Source organism: Kitasatospora sp. UYEF31, from assembly GCF_057291755.1.
Genome location: NZ_JBXAWK010000086.1, coordinates 1 through 19,707, shown reverse-complemented (window position 1 = coordinate 19,707; position 19,707 = coordinate 1). Strand labels below are relative to the sequence as shown.

Below are 19,707 nucleotides of genomic sequence, written 5' to 3'. Positions count from 1 at the left end.
TTCTTGTGCTGATCGACAGGGTGCTGACGGTGCGGTTGGCGGCCTGAGGCTGCGGGTGGGGTTTTGGTACGGCCCGGTGGGCCCCTGGGAGGGGGCGTGCCGGGCTTTGCTGTGCTTGGGGTGGGCAACGTATTTCCCTGTTGAAACAGCAGGGTATTCCCGATCGGCCAGACAGCCGGAGGCTAAGAACTGCAGCACATGTTTCACGTTCCCGCAGCTCAGAGGTAAGGCTGTAACCAACGGTTACACCCTTGAGCGCAGCGCGATGGGTGGTGCTGGTGAGACGAATAGGGTGTGAGAAAAGAACCCGATTTCGGCGGAGTTGGGCTTCCTGGTCCGAGCCCACACGCTTGTGTGGGCAGTCTCCGGGGCCTGTGGACAGCGCTGTGGATAGCGCATGCGAGCCCGCTGAATCCCATGATCCTGGAGCGCAGAAATTCCGCTTCAGGCGAACAATGAACGTCCAACGTCTAAATGTTCACTCAAAAGCATGAATTGAGCAGATTTTCGCTTAAATGGCTCACCAAATCGGGCATGAGTCGCTACGTTCGGTAGCGGAAAGACGGCGGCCGCCCGCAGTGAAAGGGCGACCGCCGTGAGGTCAGACCGCTGTTCTAGCAACGGTCGACTGGAAGGAATGGCCGATGCAACCGACCGATCCCTCGGGCACAGGATGCCCGACCGAACTCGAGAGCACCAGCAGTGTGTTCGCCGCGCGACAGGTCTTCACCTTCCGCGCAGGAACGCACCTTGAGACGGTTCTGCTGGACGACGAGATCTGGATCAGCCACGACGACACATGTGGCGCGCTCTCGCTGCGAGACCCCAAGTCGGCGGGGCGCAAGCTCGATGACGACGAAAAAAGGGTCATTCACAGCTCGGTTCTCGCAGGTCAGGGGAATAGGGGGGCATCTGATGCCCCCCTATTCGGGGCTGTTGCTCGCCGACGGGGGAACCCCAACAGGCTGTTCATCAGCGAGTCTGGTTTCTACAAGATGGTCCTCCGCAGTGACAAGCCGGAGGCGAAGGTCTTTCAGCGCTGGGTCACCCACGAGGTGCTCCCGTCGATTCGCAAGACCGGCCGCTACGAGGTCCAGCCCACCACCCCGGGCGCCGACCTCGTGGAGATCCGCCAGGAGATCACCGTCCGGTTGGACCGGATCGAAGCGGCGGTGATAACCCGGCTGAACGGAATCGAAGGCGCAATCGCCCGGATCGAAGACCGCCTCGCGGACATCGAATCCGCCGAGCGGAAGCTCACCGGCCGCTTCACCCGCGTCGAGACCACCCTCAGCCGCAATGAGCCGCGCTTCGTGCGGATCGAGCACGTGCTCGACGGCTTCACTCCCCGCTTCGCGCACCTCGAAGCCGGTGCCGACCGGCACGCCCATGCCTGGGAGGCCATCACCAAGGCGTTCGTGAACCTGGCCGCGCCGCCGATGCCCGCGTCGGTGCCCAGGTCGATGACGGGACCGCGCGTCAACGGGCCGGGCATCGCGCCCGATCGCCTCGACGAGTGTCGGCGGCTGTACCGCGGCGGGTACTCCATCCCGCGTCTGGCGTTCAAGTACGGCGTCACTGAGGAAGTCCTGCGCTGGGCTTTGTAGGCCCCTTCGTCCGTGCGGGCCGATCTGTTCTTCCCCCGTCAACGGGTCGGCTCGTACGGAACCCCGCAGCAGTCAAAGTCCTTAGACCGAACGGGATTTCGGTCCGGTCGGGATCAGGAGCGCGCTGTGCCCGAACTGAACGACGCCGATGCCAAGGCAATCGCCACCGCCGCCGGTGTCGAGACGCGGCTCTTCTTCGACGCCGACGGGCGGCCGATGACGATGATCAACCTTGCGGGGTTGCGCAAGCTGATGACGCGCGCCCCGCTCGGCTGGGACGAAGCCCCCCCCGCCGGTTCCTGGAGATGGGCATGCCCGCGGAGTGGTTCCGGGAGAACTGACCTCACGGAAAAACCGGTGACGACCGTGCCGAAATACGGTCGCCACCGGTTGTTCAGAAGTCGGTTGTTCAGAAGTCGGTTGTTCAGAAGTCGGTTGTTCAGAAGTCGGTTGATCAGGAGTCGGTTGATCAGAGCCGGGATTCCTCGTCCGCCGACTGGACCGGAATCACCGAGCTCTTCACCGGTGTCTTCGGTTTGCCGGTCGCGGAACCATCCGACGATGCGGTGCCGTTCGGAGACATCGACGAAAGGAGCTGCCTGGCCAGTCCCAGACCCGTACCGCCCATAGTCAACGCCTTGCCGAGCATGTCTCCCATGCCGTCGGCGCCGTTGAGCACCACCATGTGCTCGATGTTGCCGAACGCCTCGGCTCCGGCACGGACGATCTCCGGCCAGTTCTCCGCCAACTGTTGGGCGATGACGGCTTCCTGATTCTCCGCCAGGGCGGAGGCGCGCGCCTTGATGGCCTCGGCCTCGGCGAGACCCTTGGCCTTCACCGACTCCGCCTCGGCCAGGCCGCGGGCCTGTGCGGCGTCCGCTTCGGCCTGTCCGCGCAGGCGGAAGGCGTCGGCGTCGGACAGGGCCAGCGTGCGCTGGCGGTAGGCCTCGGCGTCGGCTGGTTTGCGGACGTCTGCTTGCAGTTGCTGCTCGCGGCGTTCGGCTTCAAGCGTCGCGGCCTTCGTCTGCTGCACGATGACCTGCTGGCGCGCGGTGGCCTCAGACAGCGGCCCGGCCTGGGTGGCCTTGGCTGCGGCTTCGTCCCGTTCGGCCTGGTAGCCGGCCTGCAGGATCTCGCTGTTGCGGGTGGCTTCGGCCTTGCGGCCGGCTGCTGCCTGCTCGGCTTCGGTGGCGTCCCGGTCCGCGTTGGCGGCGGCGATGCGGGCGTCCCGCTGTACGGCTGCGGCGTGCGGTGCGGCCAGGTTCTGGATGTAGCCGGTGGCGTCCAGGATCTCCTGGATCTGCAGGCTGTCGATGATTAGCCCGAGCTTCTCCATCTCGGTGCCGCAGGAAGCCCGGGTCTGTTCGGTGAGCCGCTCCCGCTCGCGGATCAGCTCTTCGACGGTCAGCCCGCCGACGATCGAGCGCAGGTGCCCGGCGAAGACGTTGTGCACCCGGTCGGGCATGTGCTTCTGCTGGTCGAGGAAGCGTCGGGCGGCGTTGGCGATCGAGGCCAAGTCGTCGCCGACTTTGAAGATCACGATGCCGCGCAGATGGATCGGGATGCCCTGCTTGGTGACACAGTCCACCGCGAGGTCCGCGGCGTTCAGGTCGAGTGACAGCTTGCGGACTGCTTGGACGCCCGGGATCACGAAGGTGCCGCGACCGGTGACGATCCGGAAACCCATCCCCTCGACGACCCCTTCGGCGCGGTTGCGTGATCCGGAGATCAGCAACGCCTCGTTGGGTTCGGCGACCCGCCACATGAGTTTGAAAATGATGATGATCAGGAGGAGTACAACAAATACTCCGACGATCAAGCCGATAGTCATCGGCCGTCCCCCTAGTGGTACGCCGCAGGGCTGCACCAGATGCGTCCGTGACGTGGCGGCGTGATCGCGATTGTGCCCCCCGTGATGACCTGCGGCCAAGGGGCTTGGCGGATTCGCTACCTGACTGAGGAAAGAAGACGGAAGTCCCTCATCGGAAGGTCAGCCCAAGGCGTCGGCCACGTACACCGTCCTGGGTGGCAGGTGCTCCACAACTACAACAAGCATGCCGTTTTCGAAGACCTCTCCTGGGATCACCGCGTACGCGTAGAAGCCCTCGCTGCCGCCGCGCACGGAGATCATGACCTCGCCCACCAGCCCTGGTGCGATCCGGCCGGTGACTCTGCCGCGAAGTCCCGTCATCTCTGTCATGCGGACATTGTGCAGGGTGGCCCGTACGCCGCTGACTTGGATGTTTCACGTGGAACGCGCCCCACACTCGGAGCGTTCCGTACCCGCCCTGTCTCCTCAGCCCGGGATGTGCCACGCTGTTGCCGTTGTACTTCTGGAACCACGCGGGAGCTCGGGACACCGGGCTGAGAGGGCGCTGACGTCTGCGTCGACCGCATGAACCTGACCGGGTAATGCCGGCGTAGGGAGCTTTTCCAATGACGATCAATCAGCAGAAGTCTGCCCCGGTGCGGCCGCTCAGCATCGGGCCGATCAGTCCCGCGCACCACAAGGGCTACGTCGAGGGTTCGCGCGAGGACATCCGCGTTCCCGTCCGGACCGTGCACCTGTCCGACGACAGTTCGGTGCGGCTGTACGACACTTCCGGCCCGTACACCGACCCGAACTTCACGCCCGACGTGAAGAAGGGCCTGCCGCCGCTGCGCGAGCGGTGGATCGACGAGCGTGCGGACACTGAGCGGTACGACGGCGTGATCGCGGCGCTTACCGCGCCCGACGGCCCGGGCGTGGGAATCCGGCCGCGGCGCGCTGCGAGTGGTCAGACCGTGACCCAACTCGCCTACGCGCGAAGGGGTTTGGTCACCACCGAGATGGAGTTCGTGGCGATCCGTGAGGGTCTTGACCCTGAGATCGTACGTGCGGCTGTTGCCGAAGGCCGGGCGGTCATCCCGGCCAATATCAACCACCCGGAGATCGAGCCGATGATCATCGGCAAGGACTTCCTGGTGAAGATCAACGCCAACATCGGCAACTCCGCCGTGACCTCCTCGATCGAGGAGGAGGTGGAGAAGATGGTGTGGGCGACCCGCTGGGGCGCTGACAACGTGATGGACTTGTCGACCGGCAAGGACATCCACACCACCCGCGAGTGGATCATCCGCAACTCTCCGGTGCCGATCGGTACGGTGCCGCTCTACCAGGCGTTGGAGAAGGTTGACGGGGCACCCGAGGAGCTGACCTGGGAGCTTTACCGCGACACTGTGATCGAGCAGGCCGAACAGGGCGTCGACTACATGACTGTGCACGCGGGGGTGCGCCTCGCGTACGTTCCGATGACCGCCAAGCGCAAGACCGGCATCGTCTCGCGCGGCGGTTCGATCATGGCGGCTTGGTGCCTGGCGCACCATCAGGAGAACTTCCTCTACACGAAGTTCGAGGAACTGACGGAGATCCTCCGGGCGTACGACATCACCTACTCGCTCGGCGACGGCCTGCGTCCCGGGTCGATCCACGACGCCAACGACGAGGCGCAGTTCGCGGAACTCCAGACCCTCGGCGAGCTCGGCCGGATCTCCCGGAGCATGGACGTGCAGGTGATGATCGAAGGCCCCGGGCACGTTCCGATGCACAAGATCAAAGAGAACATCGACCGCCAGCAGGAGATCTGCGACCAGGCGCCGTTCTACACGCTCGGCCCGCTGACCACGGACATCGCGCCCGGCTACGACCACATCACCAGCGCCATCGGCGCGGCGATGATCGGGATGTGGGGCACCGCGATGCTCTGCTACGTCACGCCCAAGGAGCACCTGGGTCTGCCCGACCGCGACGACGTCAAGGCCGGAGTCATCGCGTACAAGATCGCCGCACACGCGGCGGACCTCGCCAAGGGCCACCCGACCGCGCAGCAGTGGGACGACGCCCTGTCCGACGCCAGGTTCGAGTTCCGCTGGCAGGACCAGTTCGACCTGGCCCTCGACCCGGATACCGCGCGGGCGTTCCACGACGCGACGCTGCCGGCCGCCCCGGCGAAGACGGCGCACTTCTGCTCGATGTGCGGTCCGAAATTCTGTTCGATGCGGATCTCGGCTGACATCCGGGTGTACGCCGCCGAGCACGGCCTGGAGACCGCGGAGGCGATCGCGGCGGGTATGAAGGAGAAGTCCGACGAGTTCGCGGCTGCGGGCGGCCGGGTGTACCTGCCGCTGGCCGCTGACTGACGCACTGTCTGAACGGCGCGGTGTGTGAACGGCGCACTGTCTGAACAGCATCGCGCTCATCGTTCTACCCGCAACGGGCTGACCGGTGTACTGAAGATCCCGGTGTATTTCAGAAGCTGAAAACAGCTTCTGAAATACCCGGGAATCTTACTTTTGGGACTATTCGTTGCTGTGCATGGGGAAGCGTGGTTCGTCTTCCCGTGGAGAGCCGCGGAGGCGGTTCCAGATGAACGGGAGGACCCCCCGCTCCAGCACGGCGTCCCGCCAGGCCTGGCGGGTGCGGAGGACCTCCTCGGCCACCACGGCGGGGACGTCGCGGTTGCGGCGGGCCGCCATGAGGACCGCCAGGCCACCGACCGCCGCGACTAGCGCGGCTGCCGCCAGGGCGAACCACCCGACGAGCTGCATCGGGTGCATCGACGTGTCGTTGTGGAAGACCAGCGGGATCACGTAGCCGATGGTCAGGAAGAGCAGGGCGGCGAACCCGGCGACGATGAAGGCCAGTGCGGTGCCCAGGGGGAACCAGCCGGCGCCTTCGGCGGCGTTCGCGGCCTGGAGCTCTAGCGCGGCGGCCAGTTCGGCCGGGCGCTCCGTGGGGAGCAGGTGCTCAGCGCGGTCGTAGGCCTCGTACTCGATCGCGGCGGCGGCGGTGATCGCGGGGGCGGCGGTGAGGAGCGCGGTGCGCAGTTGTTCGGGATTGACGTGCGGGTTGGCGTCGAGGGCGGCGATCGTGTCCTCGCGGTGCAGCGCCGAGTCCACGATCTTCTCGTACTGGCGGCGGTGCTCGTCGGAGTGGAACGGACCTGAACGTGGAGTGGTGAACTCGTCGTACATGAGGGCCCCCCGGAGGCGACCGCGCCCGCAGCGTAGGTACCCGGCACCGATTGTCCCGTATACGGCGGCGGAGAGCGGATACCTCCTGATGATACGAGCAGGTGAGGCCGTACGCAGGTGGCATTTCCCTCTATGTCGGTCATGGTCTGGTCACGTTCGGCGATCCCTTGTGGGTGCAAGGCTTCCACCTGCGGTGGTGCGATGTTTTCGCAGCTCGCGCAGCGGCGTGCGTTAGTGCGCCCCGGTGGGCGGCAGTGCAGTGCGGCACGTCCGAAAGCACTGAGTAGCGCAAGTCAGGCAAGTTCCGACCACACGAAGAGCGGCGTCGTGCACGTCCGGTCGAAGCACACCACCGACTGCACGGTGGTGGGGAACCACCTCAGCCGGCACCCCGAGCTGTCGCTGATCGCGATCGGCCTGGGTACCCGCCTCGTTGCGGTCAAGCGTCGTGCGGCCGAGCTGGGGCTGTCTGCCAACACCTACCTGCGTCAGACCGCGGCGGCTGACGTGGATCATGAGGCCCGCCGGTTCGGCGAGGCCGTTGGTGAACTGGTCCGCTCGTGGGGCGATGCATTCGACACCGTCGACGCGAAGATCGACCCCACACCCGGCCAGATCCGGATGGGGCTGAGGTGAGTGAAAGCGGTGGAGTGTGAGCCCGTGCCGCCGCACTTCTGCACACTCTCGTGCGACTTCCGGTGCTTGGAGCACTCCAACGGCCGCTTCGCCGCTGCCGTATGCGCTCAGTACCTGACCCTCAACGAGCTGGACTTGAGAGTGCCCGGCTTCGAGTGGCGGCGACTGGTCGACTACATCGCTTATGGGCGGTTGTCTGTCTTCGAGGTGCACGCGAGCCTGAAGGAAGGGGGCGGGTAGCCCTCCGTCCGGAGAACGGAGCGGTTACTCGTCGTCCAGGCCGTAGATCATCCCTATCGTGTCCTCGCTGCTGCGGTCCGGGACCGGCTTCGGGGATTTCGGGAGGGGGAGCTGCGTCACCAGGCACCGCCCGCCGAGGTAGATGCCGCCGTCGAGGTTGATGGCATGGCCGTCGGCGTAGACGCGGGGCTCGACGATCGTGGTCGGGTCGGCTCCGGTCTGGTAGGGGATCGGGGTGTGGCCGTGCACGATCACCTGGCCGCCGAGCTGGCCGAGGACGTCGTTCGCAGCCAGCGGGCCGACTTCGCCGCCGAAGGCGCCGCGGCGGGTCAGGTCGCGGAAGAGGATCCACCAGGTGTCGGCGTTCGGCTCGCGCAGGATGTCGGTGATCCGGCCGTCGATCTCCTCGACTGTGTTGCCGTATTCGAGGTACGCGGCGGTGTCCGAGTGCATCAGCAAGTAGTCGTCCACCCGGGCGGCGACCGGCTGGGCGCACAGCCACGCGCTGTGCTCGTCGGTGAGCCGTTCCAGGTCACTGACCCGGCCGCCGTTGCGCAGCCAGATCTCCCGGAAGGTGGTGGGCCCGCCCATCACCGGCACCGCGTGGTCGGGCACGTGGTAGACGCCGAGCAGCAGGATCTCGTGGTTGCCGAGCAGCGTCCGGGCGCTGCCGCCGGTTTCTGCGGCCTCCTCGGACAGGCGCATGGCCAGGTCGATGACGCCGATGCCGTCCGGGCCCCGGTCGGTGAAGTCACCGAGGAACCACAGGCGTGCGTCGCCGCCGGTCCAGCGGTTGTCGTCGCCGATCAGCCCCTGGGCACGCAGGGCGGCCTGGAGCTCGGCCAGGTGGCCGTGCACATCACCCACGACGAACAGCGGCTGGACCTGGGCGGTGGCCTCAAGGTCCGGCGCACCCGGGTTGGCGGTCACGGCGGGTCCTTTCGCTTGCGTCCCCTGCCCCTCGAAGGTCCGGTCCGCGGCGGCCCTGGGCCCGGCGGACGGTCAGGCTCACTGGACGGACCGGGTCGGGTGGTTCGGGTCTGGCGGTTCAGGCCGACTGGGCGTCACGGTGTGTGTCCGGCAGGACCTTCGACCGTACGTTCGGTGACCTGGGTGGTTGTTCGAGTGGTCGGGGACCGGCTCTACTTCCAGCGACCGTATCCTGTGCCGCTCCTCTGCGGAACGGGCCACGCGTGCCGGATCGCCCGTCCGGCCTGATCGGTGGCCGTGTGGTGACGCAGGGTAGTCGTCGGTGATGAGTCAGGCCGAGGTGTCCATCGACAGTCGGACGGGTGTGCTGCGCTGTGCCGGAACACGCCCCGCGTCGCCGACGGCACGGTTCTCGATCATCTCGACCAGTAGGTCCACGGCCTGTGCTCCGACCGCCCCGGGGCGTAGCGCCGGTCTGGTGGTCGGCCCGACGGAACCGCGGAGGCCGTCCGGTGACGGACCGGCGGCCGACTCCCTCGCGGGCTTGTCATCCGTACGCCCGAAGGTCTTCTGACGTTGGGCCCCGGTGTGGATGCTGACCACCGCTGTGCCGCCCTTGGCCAGCTCGGCGGCCATCGGATCGCCGACGGCCGGATCGACCACCACGACCCCGTCAAGGGTCACATTGCCCCACACGTCGTGCCGGGAGCTGGCGGGCAGCACCACAAGTGCGTAACCGTGGTCGAGTGCGGAGGCGGTGGCCGCCTGGACCAGCGGGGCGAACCAGGCCGTGCCGGTGGCGGTGTGCGGCTCGGCCGCTCCGGCGGAAGTGAGGCCGAGCAACCCGGACCTGCCGGTGCGCAGGGTCCGCGCCGCGGCTGATGGGCGGTAGCCGAGCCGGTCGGCGACCTCGCGGACATGGTGACGGGTGCCGTCGGGCAGTCGCCCCTTGCCGTTGAGCGCGTCGGACACGGTGGTGATGGAGACGCCCGCGGCTGCGGCCACGTCTCGGATGCCCACTCGGGCAGGTTGGGACGGAGTGGGCTCGACGCTGGTGCGGGGGGAAGAGATGGCGGTCACCGCTATGACACTAGGCACCCGGATGGCCCTGGGAAGTCGAGATGACATTCCTTTACGAAGAAACGGTTTACCGCATACCTGGCGTGCGGGCCCGGGGACGCAACGGGGTTGACCGGGCTCCTAAAGTTGCGATTGACGGGGGTTCTCCAGGAGACCGGTCCCGCAGGCCGCACAGGTGGTCGAACGTACGAACGTGCACGTGTGAACTTGAAGGAGTGAGAAACGGTGACGGCACAGAACAACCCCGGCCCCAAGCTGCGATCGGCACTGGAGACGGTGCCGGTGTACAAGCCGGGCAAACCGGCGGCCGGGACCGCGGGACCGTCGTTCAAGCTCTCCTCCAACGAGAACCCCTACCCGCCGCTGCCCAGCGTCGCGAAGGCCATCGCCGAGGCCGCGGCCGACGTCAACCGCTACCCGGACATGGCCTGCGTCGAACTGCACGCCGAGATCGCCGCCCGATTCGACGTCCCCGTGGAGCACGTGGCAACCGGCACCGGCTCGGTCGGCGTGCTCCAGCAGCTCGTCCAGGCCACCAGCGGCCCGGGTGACGAGATCATCTACGCGTGGCGGTCCTTCGAGGCCTACCCGATCGTCGTCCAGGTGTCCGGCGCCACCCCCGTACCGGTGCCGTTGACCGAAGGCCACGCGCACGACCTGGACGCGATGCTCGCGGCCGTCACCGACCGCACCCGCATGATCCTGATCTGCAACCCGAACAACCCCACCGGGACCGTCGTGCACCGCGCGGAGCTGGAGCGGTTCCTGGCCGCGGTGCCGTCCGACGTCCTGGTGGTCATCGACGAGGCGTACCGCGAGTTCCTGCGGGACGCGGACGTGCCCGACGGCGTCGAGCTCTACCGGGACCGCCTGAACGTGGCGGTGCTGCGCACCTTCTCCAAGGCGTACGGCCTGGCTGGCCTGCGGGTGGGCTTCGCGATCGCGCACGAGCCGGTGGCCGAGGCGCTGCGCAAGACGGCCGTGCCGTTCGGCGTCAGCCGTATCGCGCAGGACGCGGCCGTCGCGTCGCTGCGGGCCGAGGGCGAACTCATGGACCGCGTCGAGACGTTGGTCGTCGAGCGGGCCCGCCTGGTCGCGGCACTGCGCTCCTACGGACTCGAAGTCCCGGACACCGAAGCCAACTTCGTGTGGCTGCCGTTGGGTGAACGGACGTCGGAGTTCGCTGCTGCCGCCGGTGCGGCGGGGGTGACCGTACGGCCGTTCGCGGGCGAAGGCGTGCGCGTGACGATCGGCGAGGTCGAGGCGAACGACATCTTCCTGAAGGTGGCTTCGCAGTTCTGACAGCGGTGAGAGACCACTGCCGACCGGGCCGGGGCGGGGCCGGTCGGCAGTGGTCTGTGTGCGGCACTGGTCTGTGTGCGCACACCCCTGGGTGGCCCCTGGGGCCCGCACGAGCCCTCACAACACAGCACGCCCGGGACCGCGTCCATCCGCGGTCCCGGGCGTCTTGTGCTCAAGCTCAGCGCTTCATCGCGCTCTTGATCTTGTTGATGGCCGCGTTCGCCTTCAGTCGGGCTTCCTCAGCGAGGTCCTTGGCCTTCGCGGCGGCCGCGTCGGCCTCGCTCTTCGCCTGGAGGTCCTTGTCTTCGGTCACCTCGCCGGTCTTCTCCTCGGCCGTGGCCGTGGGGTCTTCGACGGCGTTGCTGGTGCGGTCACCGTTGCCCATGCTGGGTCCCTTCGTCGTGCCGGCCGGGTTCGGCCTTGCCCCGAGGGTACGGGGGCCTGTTGTATCCCTGACTCCATAGTGGGAGCTAAAGCCGCATAAGGCGTGTACGACATGAAAATTGGGCAAAGTGCACGCAAATGGCCGGACTGTGCTCCAGTGGGGCCTCGCTCAGTACCCTGCGGCACCCCCGCGAACAGGTCCGCGACCCCCCTTGTAGAGTTTGTGAACGGATGCACAAGCTCGACCTTGTGAATGAATGCACAAAGTTTGGGCCGTTCCGTCGGCCCTGCACCGCCGATCGCCTGTGCGGAGGTAAACCGCCGTGGACAGCACACTCGCGCTTGACCAACTGGACATTTCCCGCTGGCAGTTCGGCATTACGACCGTCTACCACTTCCTCTTCATCCCGCTCACCATGGGGCTCTCGGTCCTGGTGGCGTGTCTGCAGACGGCCTGGTTGCGCACAGGTAAGGAGCACTACCTCAGGGCCACCAAATTCTGGGGCAAGCTCTTCCTGATCAACTTCGCGATGGGTCTGGTCACCGGCATCGTGCAGGAGTTCCAGTTCGGGATGAACTGGTCGGATTACTCACGCTTCGTCGGTGACGTCTTCGGCGCACCACTGGCCATCGAGGCGCTGCTCGCGTTCTTCATGGAGTCGACGTTCCTCGGTCTGTGGATCTTCGGCTGGGACAAGCTGCCGAAGAAGATCCACCTGGCGACGATCTGGATCGCCGCGATCGGCACGTTCCTCTCCGCGTACTTCATCCTGGCCGCCAACTCCTGGATGCAGCACCCGGTCGGCTACAAGCTCAACCCGGAGACCGGCCGCGCCGAGCTCACCGACTTCATCGCGGTGATCACCAACAACACCGCGGTCGCCGCCTTCCTGCACATCATCCCCGCGGCCTTCCTGACCGCCGGCGCGTTCATCATCGGCATCAGCTGCTGGCACCTGCGCAAGGGCAGCAACATCGAGGTCTTCAAGCCGTGCCTGCGGCTCGGCCTGTGGGTGGCGGTGTTCTCCGGTGCCGGTCTGGCCATCACCGGTGACATGCAGGGCAAGCTGATGTACGAGCAGCAGCCGATGAAGATGGCCAGTGCCGAAGCGCTGTGGGAGACCTCAAAACCCGCGCCCTTCTCGGTCTTCAGCTACGGCGACGTCAACAAGGGCCACAACAAGGTCGCCATCGAGGTGCCCGGCGCGCTGTCGTTCCTCGCCAAGAGCGACCTCAACGCCGAACTTCCGGGCATCAACGACCTCCAGCACCAGATGGAGGCCAAGTACGGCCCGGGCGACTACCGGCCGAACATCTTCGTCACCTACTGGGGCTTCCGGCTGATGATCGGCGTGGGCATGACGTCCGCCGCCATCGCGCTGCTCGGCCTGTGGCTGACCCGCAAGAAGGCCCTGGAGAGGAAGGGCTGGCCCACCAACAAGTGGATCTGGCGGGCTGCGATCTGGACCATGGCCTTCCCGATCGCCGGGAACTCCTTCGGTTGGATCTTCACCGAGATGGGCCGTCAGCCCTGGGTGGTCTTCGGCGTGATGCAGACCGAGGACGCGGTGTCGCCCGGTGTCTCCATGGCCGAAGTCGTGACCTCGCTGACCGTGTTCACCCTCCTGTACGGAGTGCTCGCGGTCGTCGAGTTCGGGCTCCTGCGCCGCTATGTGCAGGCCGGGCCCGAGCCGGTCAAGCCCGTGAAGCCGCCCAAGCCCGACGGCGACAGTCCCGACGGCGACAAGCCCGAGCCGGACGACGACGCCCCGCTCGCCTTCGCGTACTAGATCCCAGTTCACAGAAAGGCGGGACGGTCATGGAACTCACCACGGTCTGGTTCATCCTCATCGCGGTCCTGTGGACCGGGTACTTCTTCCTCGAAGGTTTCGACTTCGGCGTCGGCATCCTCACCAAGGTCATCCCGCAGAAGGGCAACGAGACCGAGCGGCGTGTCCTGATCAACACCATCGGGCCGGTCTGGGACGGTAACGAGGTATGGATGATCACTGCGGCAGGCGCGATGTTCGCTGCCTTCCCGGAGTGGTACGCCACCTTGTTCAGCGGGTTCTACCTGCTGCTCCTGCTCATCCTGGTGTCGCTGATCCTGCGCGCGGTCGCGTTCGAGTACCGCGTGAAGAAGGACAGCGTGCGGTGGAAGCGCAACTGGGAGCATGCGATCTTCTGGGGGTCGCTGACCCCGGCGTTCCTCTGGGGTCTGGTCTTCGCGAACCTCGTCCGCGGTGTGCCGGTCGACCAGCACAAGGAATTTGTCGGGAACCTCGGCGATCTGCTGAGCCCGTACGCCCTGCTCGGTGGTCTTGTCACCGTCGCGCTGTTCACCTTCCACGGTGCCGCCTTTGTCGCGCTGAAGACGGTCGGCGGTGTCCGCGACCGGGCGAACAAACTGGTCGCCCGGCTCGGCTGGGTCACCACCGCGCTGGTCGCCGGGTTCCTCGTCTGGACCCAGGCCGAGCACGGGAACACCAAGAGCTTTGTGGCGATGGTCGTCGCGATCATCGTGCTGATCGGCGCGCAGGCGCTGAACCGTCTCCGGCGCGAAGGCTGGGTGTTCGCCTATTCGGGTGTGGCCGTGGCCGCGCTGGTGGCGATGTGGTTCCTGACGATGTTCCCGAACGTCATGCCGTCCACGATCGACCCGGCGTTCAACCTCACCGCGTCCAACGCGGCGGCGACCGCGTACACGCTGAAGATCCTGACGTGGGTCGCGGTCATCATGACTCCGGTCGTACTGATCTACCAGGGCTGGACCTACTGGGTGTTCCGCAAGCGCATCGGCGTGCAGAACATCCCGACCGCTGTGCCGCACGGCGCGGGGAAGCAGGACCTAACGACATGAAGCCCGTCGACCCCAGGCTGTTGTCGTACGCCCGCGCCACGCGGGGGTTCCTCGCGCTGACCGTCCTCCTGGGGGCGGTCGGCGCGGGGCTGGTGATCGCCCAGGCGACGCTGCTCGCCCGCATCATCGTGGACACGTTCCAGCACGGCGCGGGGGTGTCGGAGGTCAAGCCGCAGCTCCTGTGGCTCGTCGGGGTGACCCTCGGCCGGGCGGCGGTGTCCTACCTGACCGAGACGGCGGCGCACCGCACCTCGGCGGCGGTGAAGTCGCAACTGCGCTCGAAGCTGCTGGCCAAGGTGCTCGAACTCGGGCCGCAGTGGCTCACCAGCGAACGCTCAGGCTCGCTCACCACGCTGATCACCCGCGGGATCGACGCACTCGACGGCTACTTCGCCCGCTACCTGCCGCAACTGGTGCTCGCGGTGGTCGTGCCGGTCGCGGTCGGCTTCCGGATCCTCCTCGGCGACTGGCTGTCCGCAGTCACCATCGCGATCACGCTGCCGCTGATCCCGCTGTTCATGGCACTGATCGGGATGGCCACCCAGAAGTACACCGACACGCAGTGGTCCACCCTGCAACGACTGTCCGGGCACTTCCTCGACGTGGTCGCCGGGCTGCCGACGCTCAAAGTCTTCGGCCGCGCGAAAACACAGGCCGGACAGATCAAGAAGATCACCGACGACTACCGGACCGCCACGCTGAAGACGCTCCGGGTCGCGTTCCTGTCGTCGTTCGCGCTTGAGTTGTTGGCCACGATCTCGGTCGCACTCGTCGCGGTCGGTGTGGGGCTGCGCCTCGTCGACGGGAACATCGACCTCTACACCGCGCTGGTGGTGCTGATCCTGGCCCCTGAGGTCTACCTGCCGCTCCGCCAGGTCGGCGCGGAGTATCACGCGGCCGTTGAAGGAGTCTCCGCCGCAGAGCAGGTCTTCGCCGTCCTGGAGGCTGAAACACCTCCGTCGGGCACCGGGTCCCCGCAGGACGGTCCGATCCGGCTCGCTGGCGTGACGGTTCGTCATGAAGGCCGTACGGAAGCCGTTCTCGACGACTTCTCGCTCACTGTTCAGCCCGGTGAGACAGTCGCGGTAGTCGGCCCCAGCGGGGTCGGCAAATCGACGCTGATCTCCGTACTCCTCGGCTTTGTCCGTCCGACTGGCGGCCAGGTCACGGTGGGCGGAACCGACCTCGCCGACCTCAGCCAGGACGCCTGGCGGGCCCGCGTCTCCTGGGTTCCGCAGCGACCCCACCTGTTCGCCGGGAGCATCGTCGAGAACGTCCGGCTGGGTCGTCCTGACGCTTCGGACGATGACGTACGGAAGGCCCTGAGCGAAGCGAACGCATCCGCGTTCGTGGAGACCGCAGGTGGTCTTGACGCGCTGATCGGCGAGGACGGCTCCGGGTTGTCCGCCGGGCAGCGTCAGCGTCTTGCACTGGCGCGGGCGTTCCTCGCCGACCGGCCGGTCGTGCTGCTTGACGAGCCGACCGCGAACCTGGACGGCGCTGCTGAGGGCGCGGTGGTCGAGGCGGTCCGCCGGTTGGCCCGGGACCGCACGGTGCTGCTGGTCGCGCACCGGCCGGCGCTGCTCGCGGTCGCTGACCGGGTAGTGCGGATGGGGAGTCTGCCAGCGCCGGTTGCCCGGGTGCGCGTTGCTGACCCTGGGGATGCTGCGGAACGTGTGCCCGGTTCGTCCGACTTCGTGTCACCGGAACCCCATGGTCAACCAGAGGTGACGGGGGGCGTCACCCGGCGGTTGCTCGGGTTGGCCGAACCGGTGCGGTCCCGGCTGGTGCTCGCGGTGTTCCTCGGCGCGCTCGCGCTGGGGTCGTCGGTCGGGCTCATGGCGACGTCCGCGTGGCTCATCTCCCGGGCGTCGCAGCACCCCCCAGTGCTGCACTTGATGGTCGCGGTGACAGCGGTCCGGACGTTCGGCATCTCCCGCGCGGTGTTCCGCTACGTCGAACGACTCGTCTCGCACGACGCGGCGTTCCGGATCCTCGCCGACCTGCGGGTCCGGGTGTACACCCGGCTGGAACGCCTCGCCCCGACCGGACTGCCCGCTTTCCGGCGCGGTGACCTGCTGTCCCGCCTGGTCGCCGACGTGGACGCGGTGCAGGACTTCTACCTGCGCGCACTGCTTCCGGCGGCGGTCGCGGCAGTGGTCGGCGCGGGTGCGGTGGTCACTGTCGGCGTGCTGCTCCCGGAAGCCGGACTGGTCCTGCTGGCCGGGCTGTTCGCTGCGGGGATCTTCGTTCCTTGGCTTGCCGCACGAGTTGCCCGGAACGCTGAACGGCGTATTGCCGCTGTGCGTGGTGCGATGGCCACGGCGACTGTCGATCTGCTGCGCGGAGCGCCGGAGATCATCGCCGCGGGCGCCGGCCCGCAGCGACTGGCAGCACTGGCCGAAACCGACACACTGCTCCGCCGTACGGAAGCCGGACAGTCGCGCGGTGCGGGGCTCGGCGCGGGTCTCGTTGCTGTGGTCACCGGTGCGGTCGTCACTGTCTCCGCGCTGGTCGGCGTTGCCGCAGTCCACGACGGGCGGCTCAACGGGGTGCTGCTCGCGCTCATCATCCTGACCCCGCTGGCCGCATTCGAGGCCACCGCCGTGCTGCCGTCCGCCGGGCGGCACCTCGACCGTTCCCGGACCGCGGCCGCGCGGGTGTTCGAAGTTGTGGACGCGCCCGAGCCAGTGCGGGAGCCCGCGCGGCCCGCGGAACTTCCAGTGGCTCCGTACGCTCTCGAAATCAAGGACCTGAAAGCGTCCTGGACCGCGAGCGGACCGTACGCGATCGACGGTCTTGACCTTGACCTCACCCCAGGGAAGCGCATCGCGGTGATCGGCCCTTCGGGAGCCGGCAAGACGACGCTGACCTCCGTACTGCTGCGCTTCCTCGACCCGCTCGCCGGCAGCGTCACGCTGAACGGCACCCCGCTGACCGACCTCGACGGGGACGCGGTCAGGACCGTCGTCGGGCTGTGCGCGCAGGACGCGCACATCTTCGACAGTTCCGTACGGGAGAACGTGCGCCTCGCGCGGCCCGGGTGTACCGAGGACGAACTGCGCGACGCCCTGCGCCGGGCCAGGCTCCTCGACTGGGTGGACGCGCTGCCGGACGGGCTCGACACGATGGTCGGCGAACTGGGCGCGCGGCTGTCCGGCGGGCAGCGGCAGCGGCTCGCGGTGGCCCGCGTCCTGCTCGCGGACTTCCCGATCCTGCTCCTGGACGAACCGGCCGAGCACCTGGACCTGCCGACCGCCGACGCGCTCACCGCGGACCTGCTCGCGGCGACCGAGGGACGCACGACACTCCTGGTCACCCACCGGCTCACCGGCCTGGACGCGGTCGACGAGATCGTGGTCCTGGAGCACGGCCGGATCGCGCAACGCGGAACCTGGGCGGAGCTCGTGGCGGCGCAGGGGACGTTCAAGGAGTTGTACGGACAGGAGCTCCAGGTGGCGACGGGGCAGCAGTAAGCAGGCGAATGGACGATTCGCGGCTATCTCAACCTGTTTGAAGCTAAATGTCCACGTAGGATCTCCCACATGGTGGACGATGCCGACCAGGTCGGAACGAACAGCCGGAAAAACCGACCCGACCGCATCCCCGAACTGGCCGCGCTGGGGCTCGACGACCTCGTGACCGAGGTCGTCGACCGCCTGGAGAGCGCCGCGTCGGCCAACGACCGGCTGCAGGGCCTGCTCGAAGCGGTCGTCGCGGTGGGCGCGGACCTCGACCTGCACAGCACCCTCGTCCGCATCGTCGAAGTGGCCGTCGACCTGGTCGACGCGCGGTACGGCGCACTCGGCGTGGTCGGCTCCGACCGCACCACACTGTCCGACTTCATCACCGTCGGGGTCAGCGAAGAGGCGACCGCGGAGATCGGCGACCTGCCGCACGGGCGCGGCATCCTCGGACTCCTGATCGACGATCCGGAGCCGCTGATCCTGGCGGACCTCACCCAGCACTCCGCGTCGTACGGCTTCCCGCCCAACCACCCGCCGATGCACTCCTTCGTCGGACTGCCGATCAGGGTGCGCGGGGAGGTGTTCGGCAACCTCTACCTGACGGAGAAGCGCAACCCGACCGGTTTCACCGCGGAGGACAAGAAGGTCCTGCGGGCGCTGGCCGCCGCAGCGGGGGTGGCGATCGAGAACGCGCGCCTGTACGAGGCCGCACAGCGCCGCGAACAGTGGATCCGCGGCTCGGCGGAGGTCACCACCACGCTGCTGGCCGCCGAAGACCCGCACGAAGCGCTGACGGTACTCACCCAACGGGCCCGCGGCCTGGCCGAAGCGGACTTCGCGGCGATGTTCCTGCCCCAGACCGACGGTTCGTACCAGGTCGAGATCACCGACGGGAACGACCTGGCAAAGCTGCACGGCACAGTCGTCACCGCAGGCTCCCCACTGGCGAAGGTGATCTCCGGCGGCAGCAGCATGTACACCGAGGACCTGGGCAGCGAGACCTACATCATGCTCGAACAGACCCGGGTGTTCGGCCCGAGCCTGTTCGTCCCACTGGAGGCCAACGGCAAGGTCCTCGGCGCCCTGGAACTGGACAAGAAACCCGGCGGGGAGCCGTTCACCGACACCGAACGGGCGATGGCCGAGGCGTTCGCCGGGCAGGCCGCGCTGGCCCTGGTGCTCGCCGGGGCACAGCGGGACCGCGAACGCCTGGCAGTGTTCGAGGACCGCGAGCGGATCGCCCGGGACCTGCACGACCTGGTCATCCAGCGGCTGTTCGGCACCGGGATGATGCTCCAGAGCGCGGCCCGCCTCGCGGCCGTCCCCGAGGTGGTCCGCCGGCTGAACCAGGCGGTGGACGAACTGGACGCGACCATCCGCGAGGTGCGCAGCACGATCTTCCAGTTGCAACAGCCCCCGGACGAGACCCCGATCGGCGTACGGGCCCGAGTGCTGCGGGAAGCCACCGACTCGGCGCGTGTGCTCGGCTTCGAACCGTCGGTGATGTTCACCGGCGCGGTGGACTCCCGTACGCCCGAAGAGGTCGTCGAACAGCTGCTGCCGGTGCTGCGGGAGGCACTGTCCAACGTCGCCCGGCACGCGCAGGCGTCCCGGGCGGAGGTATCAGTCTCGGTGACCGACAAACTGGTCCTGCGGGTGGTGGACGACGGGGTCGGCATCTCCGACACGACCCGGCGCAGCGGCCTGGGCAACGTCGGCGACCGGGCCAGGGAACTGGGCGGCGAGGCGAGCATCGAGCGGGGGGCGAACGGGATGGGGACTGTCCTGACGTGGACTGTGCCTGTTTAGCCCGGCTCCAAGCGCGGGCGTCCCAGCCGCACCGCCATGAGGCGGCCGAGCGCAGCGAGGGAGCGCGTCCGGAGGACGCGGCTTTTCCGGGCGACGCGCGGGCGTCCCAGCCGCATCGCCATGAGGCGGCCGAGCGCAGCGAGGGAGCGCGTCCGGAGGACGCGGCTTTTCCGGGCGACGCGCGGGCGTCCCAGCCGCATCGCCATGAGGCGGCCGAGCGCAGCGAGGGAGCGCGTCCGGAGGACGCGGCTTTTCCGGGCGACGCGCGGGCGTCCCAGCCGCACCGCCATGAGGCGGCCGAGCGCAGCGAGGGAGCGCGTCCGGAGGACGCGGCTTTTCCGGGCGACGCGCGGGCGTCCCAGCCGCACCGCCATGAGGC

Annotated in this window: 14 protein-coding genes, 1 pseudogene and 1 riboswitch; of the genes and pseudogenes, 9 read left to right on the top strand and 6 right to left on the bottom strand. The window is 67.7% G+C overall.

Going from position 1 to position 19,707, the window contains the following annotated elements; all coding sequences use genetic code 11:
• Positions 1–644: 644 nt before the first annotated feature.
• A complete protein-coding gene (locus tag AC0Z36_RS27560) occupies positions 645–1,607 on the top strand; it encodes a BRO family protein (RefSeq protein WP_485465781.1) in 963 nt (320 codons plus the stop codon).
• Positions 1,608–2,076: 469 nt separating this feature from the next.
• Here AC0Z36_RS27560 and AC0Z36_RS27555 read toward each other — a convergent pair whose 3' ends face one another.
• Positions 2,077–3,438 (bottom strand): flotillin family protein, encoded by a 1,362-nt coding sequence (locus AC0Z36_RS27555; protein ID WP_485465780.1) that lies wholly within the window; start codon positions 3,436–3,438, stop codon positions 2,077–2,079.
• A 159-nt stretch (positions 3,439–3,597) separates the two neighbouring features.
• Positions 3,598–3,798: a hypothetical protein gene (locus tag AC0Z36_RS27550; RefSeq protein WP_485465782.1), complete on the bottom strand. Its 201-nt coding sequence runs from the start codon at positions 3,796–3,798 to the stop codon at positions 3,598–3,600.
• A gap of 142 nt (positions 3,799–3,940) precedes the next feature.
• A riboswitch (TPP riboswitch) is annotated at positions 3,941–4,051 on the top strand.
• Here AC0Z36_RS27550 and thiC point away from each other — a divergent pair.
• Positions 4,044–5,786, top strand: coding sequence for a phosphomethylpyrimidine synthase ThiC (gene thiC, locus AC0Z36_RS27545; RefSeq protein ID WP_485465779.1), 1,743 nt, complete (start codon positions 4,044–4,046; stop codon positions 5,784–5,786). Its footprint overlaps the riboswitch before it by 8 nt.
• A gap of 159 nt (positions 5,787–5,945) precedes the next feature.
• Here the strand turns inward: thiC and AC0Z36_RS27540 are convergent, their stop codons facing one another.
• Positions 5,946–6,620, bottom strand: a complete 675-nt coding sequence (locus AC0Z36_RS27540; protein ID WP_485465778.1) for a hypothetical protein — start codon at positions 6,618–6,620, stop codon at positions 5,946–5,948.
• Positions 6,621–6,947: 327 nt separating this feature from the next.
• Between AC0Z36_RS27540 and AC0Z36_RS27535 the strand changes: the two genes are divergently transcribed.
• A complete protein-coding gene (locus AC0Z36_RS27535) occupies positions 6,948–7,256 on the top strand; it encodes a hypothetical protein (protein ID WP_485465777.1) in 309 nt (102 codons plus the stop codon).
• 9 nt (positions 7,257–7,265) lie between these two features.
• Entirely contained in the window at positions 7,266–7,496 is a 231-nt protein-coding gene (locus AC0Z36_RS27530; RefSeq protein WP_485465776.1) for a hypothetical protein, read from the top strand.
• Positions 7,497–7,520: 24 nt separating this feature from the next.
• Here the strand turns inward: AC0Z36_RS27530 and AC0Z36_RS27525 are convergent, their stop codons facing one another.
• Positions 7,521–8,426 (bottom strand): metallophosphoesterase family protein, encoded by a 906-nt coding sequence (locus tag AC0Z36_RS27525; protein WP_485465775.1) that lies wholly within the window; start codon positions 8,424–8,426, stop codon positions 7,521–7,523.
• Positions 8,427–9,020: 594 nt separating this feature from the next.
• A pseudogene (locus tag AC0Z36_RS27520) lies at positions 9,021–9,554 on the bottom strand (LacI family DNA-binding transcriptional regulator); the annotation flags it as partial.
• Between the two features lie 177 nt (positions 9,555–9,731).
• Here AC0Z36_RS27520 and hisC point away from each other — a divergent pair.
• Complete coding sequence (gene hisC, locus AC0Z36_RS27515) at positions 9,732–10,808, top strand: histidinol-phosphate transaminase (RefSeq protein WP_485465774.1); 1,077 nt, start codon at positions 9,732–9,734, stop codon at positions 10,806–10,808.
• A gap of 178 nt (positions 10,809–10,986) precedes the next feature.
• Here the strand turns inward: hisC and AC0Z36_RS27510 are convergent, their stop codons facing one another.
• Positions 10,987–11,193: a hypothetical protein gene (locus tag AC0Z36_RS27510; protein ID WP_485465773.1), complete on the bottom strand. Its 207-nt coding sequence runs from the start codon at positions 11,191–11,193 to the stop codon at positions 10,987–10,989.
• A gap of 322 nt (positions 11,194–11,515) precedes the next feature.
• On the opposite strand from AC0Z36_RS27510, the gene AC0Z36_RS27505 reads away from it, so the two are divergent.
• The 4 genes from AC0Z36_RS27505 (at position 11,516) to AC0Z36_RS27490 (ending at position 19,328) form a co-directional block, all read left to right on the top strand.
• Positions 11,516–12,982 (top strand): cytochrome ubiquinol oxidase subunit I, encoded by a 1,467-nt coding sequence (locus tag AC0Z36_RS27505; RefSeq protein WP_485465772.1) that lies wholly within the window; start codon positions 11,516–11,518, stop codon positions 12,980–12,982.
• 29 nt (positions 12,983–13,011) lie between these two features.
• On the top strand, positions 13,012–14,052 hold the full coding sequence (gene cydB / locus AC0Z36_RS27500) for a cytochrome d ubiquinol oxidase subunit II (protein ID WP_485465771.1): 1,041 nt from the start codon (positions 13,012–13,014) through the stop codon (positions 14,050–14,052).
• A complete protein-coding gene (gene cydD, locus AC0Z36_RS27495; RefSeq protein ID WP_485465770.1) occupies positions 14,049–17,528 on the top strand; it encodes a thiol reductant ABC exporter subunit CydD in 3,480 nt (1,159 codons plus the stop codon). The genes cydB and cydD overlap by 4 nt, the downstream gene beginning before the upstream one ends.
• A 69-nt stretch (positions 17,529–17,597) precedes the next feature.
• Complete coding sequence (locus AC0Z36_RS27490) at positions 17,598–19,328, top strand: GAF domain-containing sensor histidine kinase (RefSeq protein ID WP_485465769.1); 1,731 nt, start codon at positions 17,598–17,600, stop codon at positions 19,326–19,328.
• The last annotated feature ends 379 nt before the right edge of the window (positions 19,329–19,707 follow it).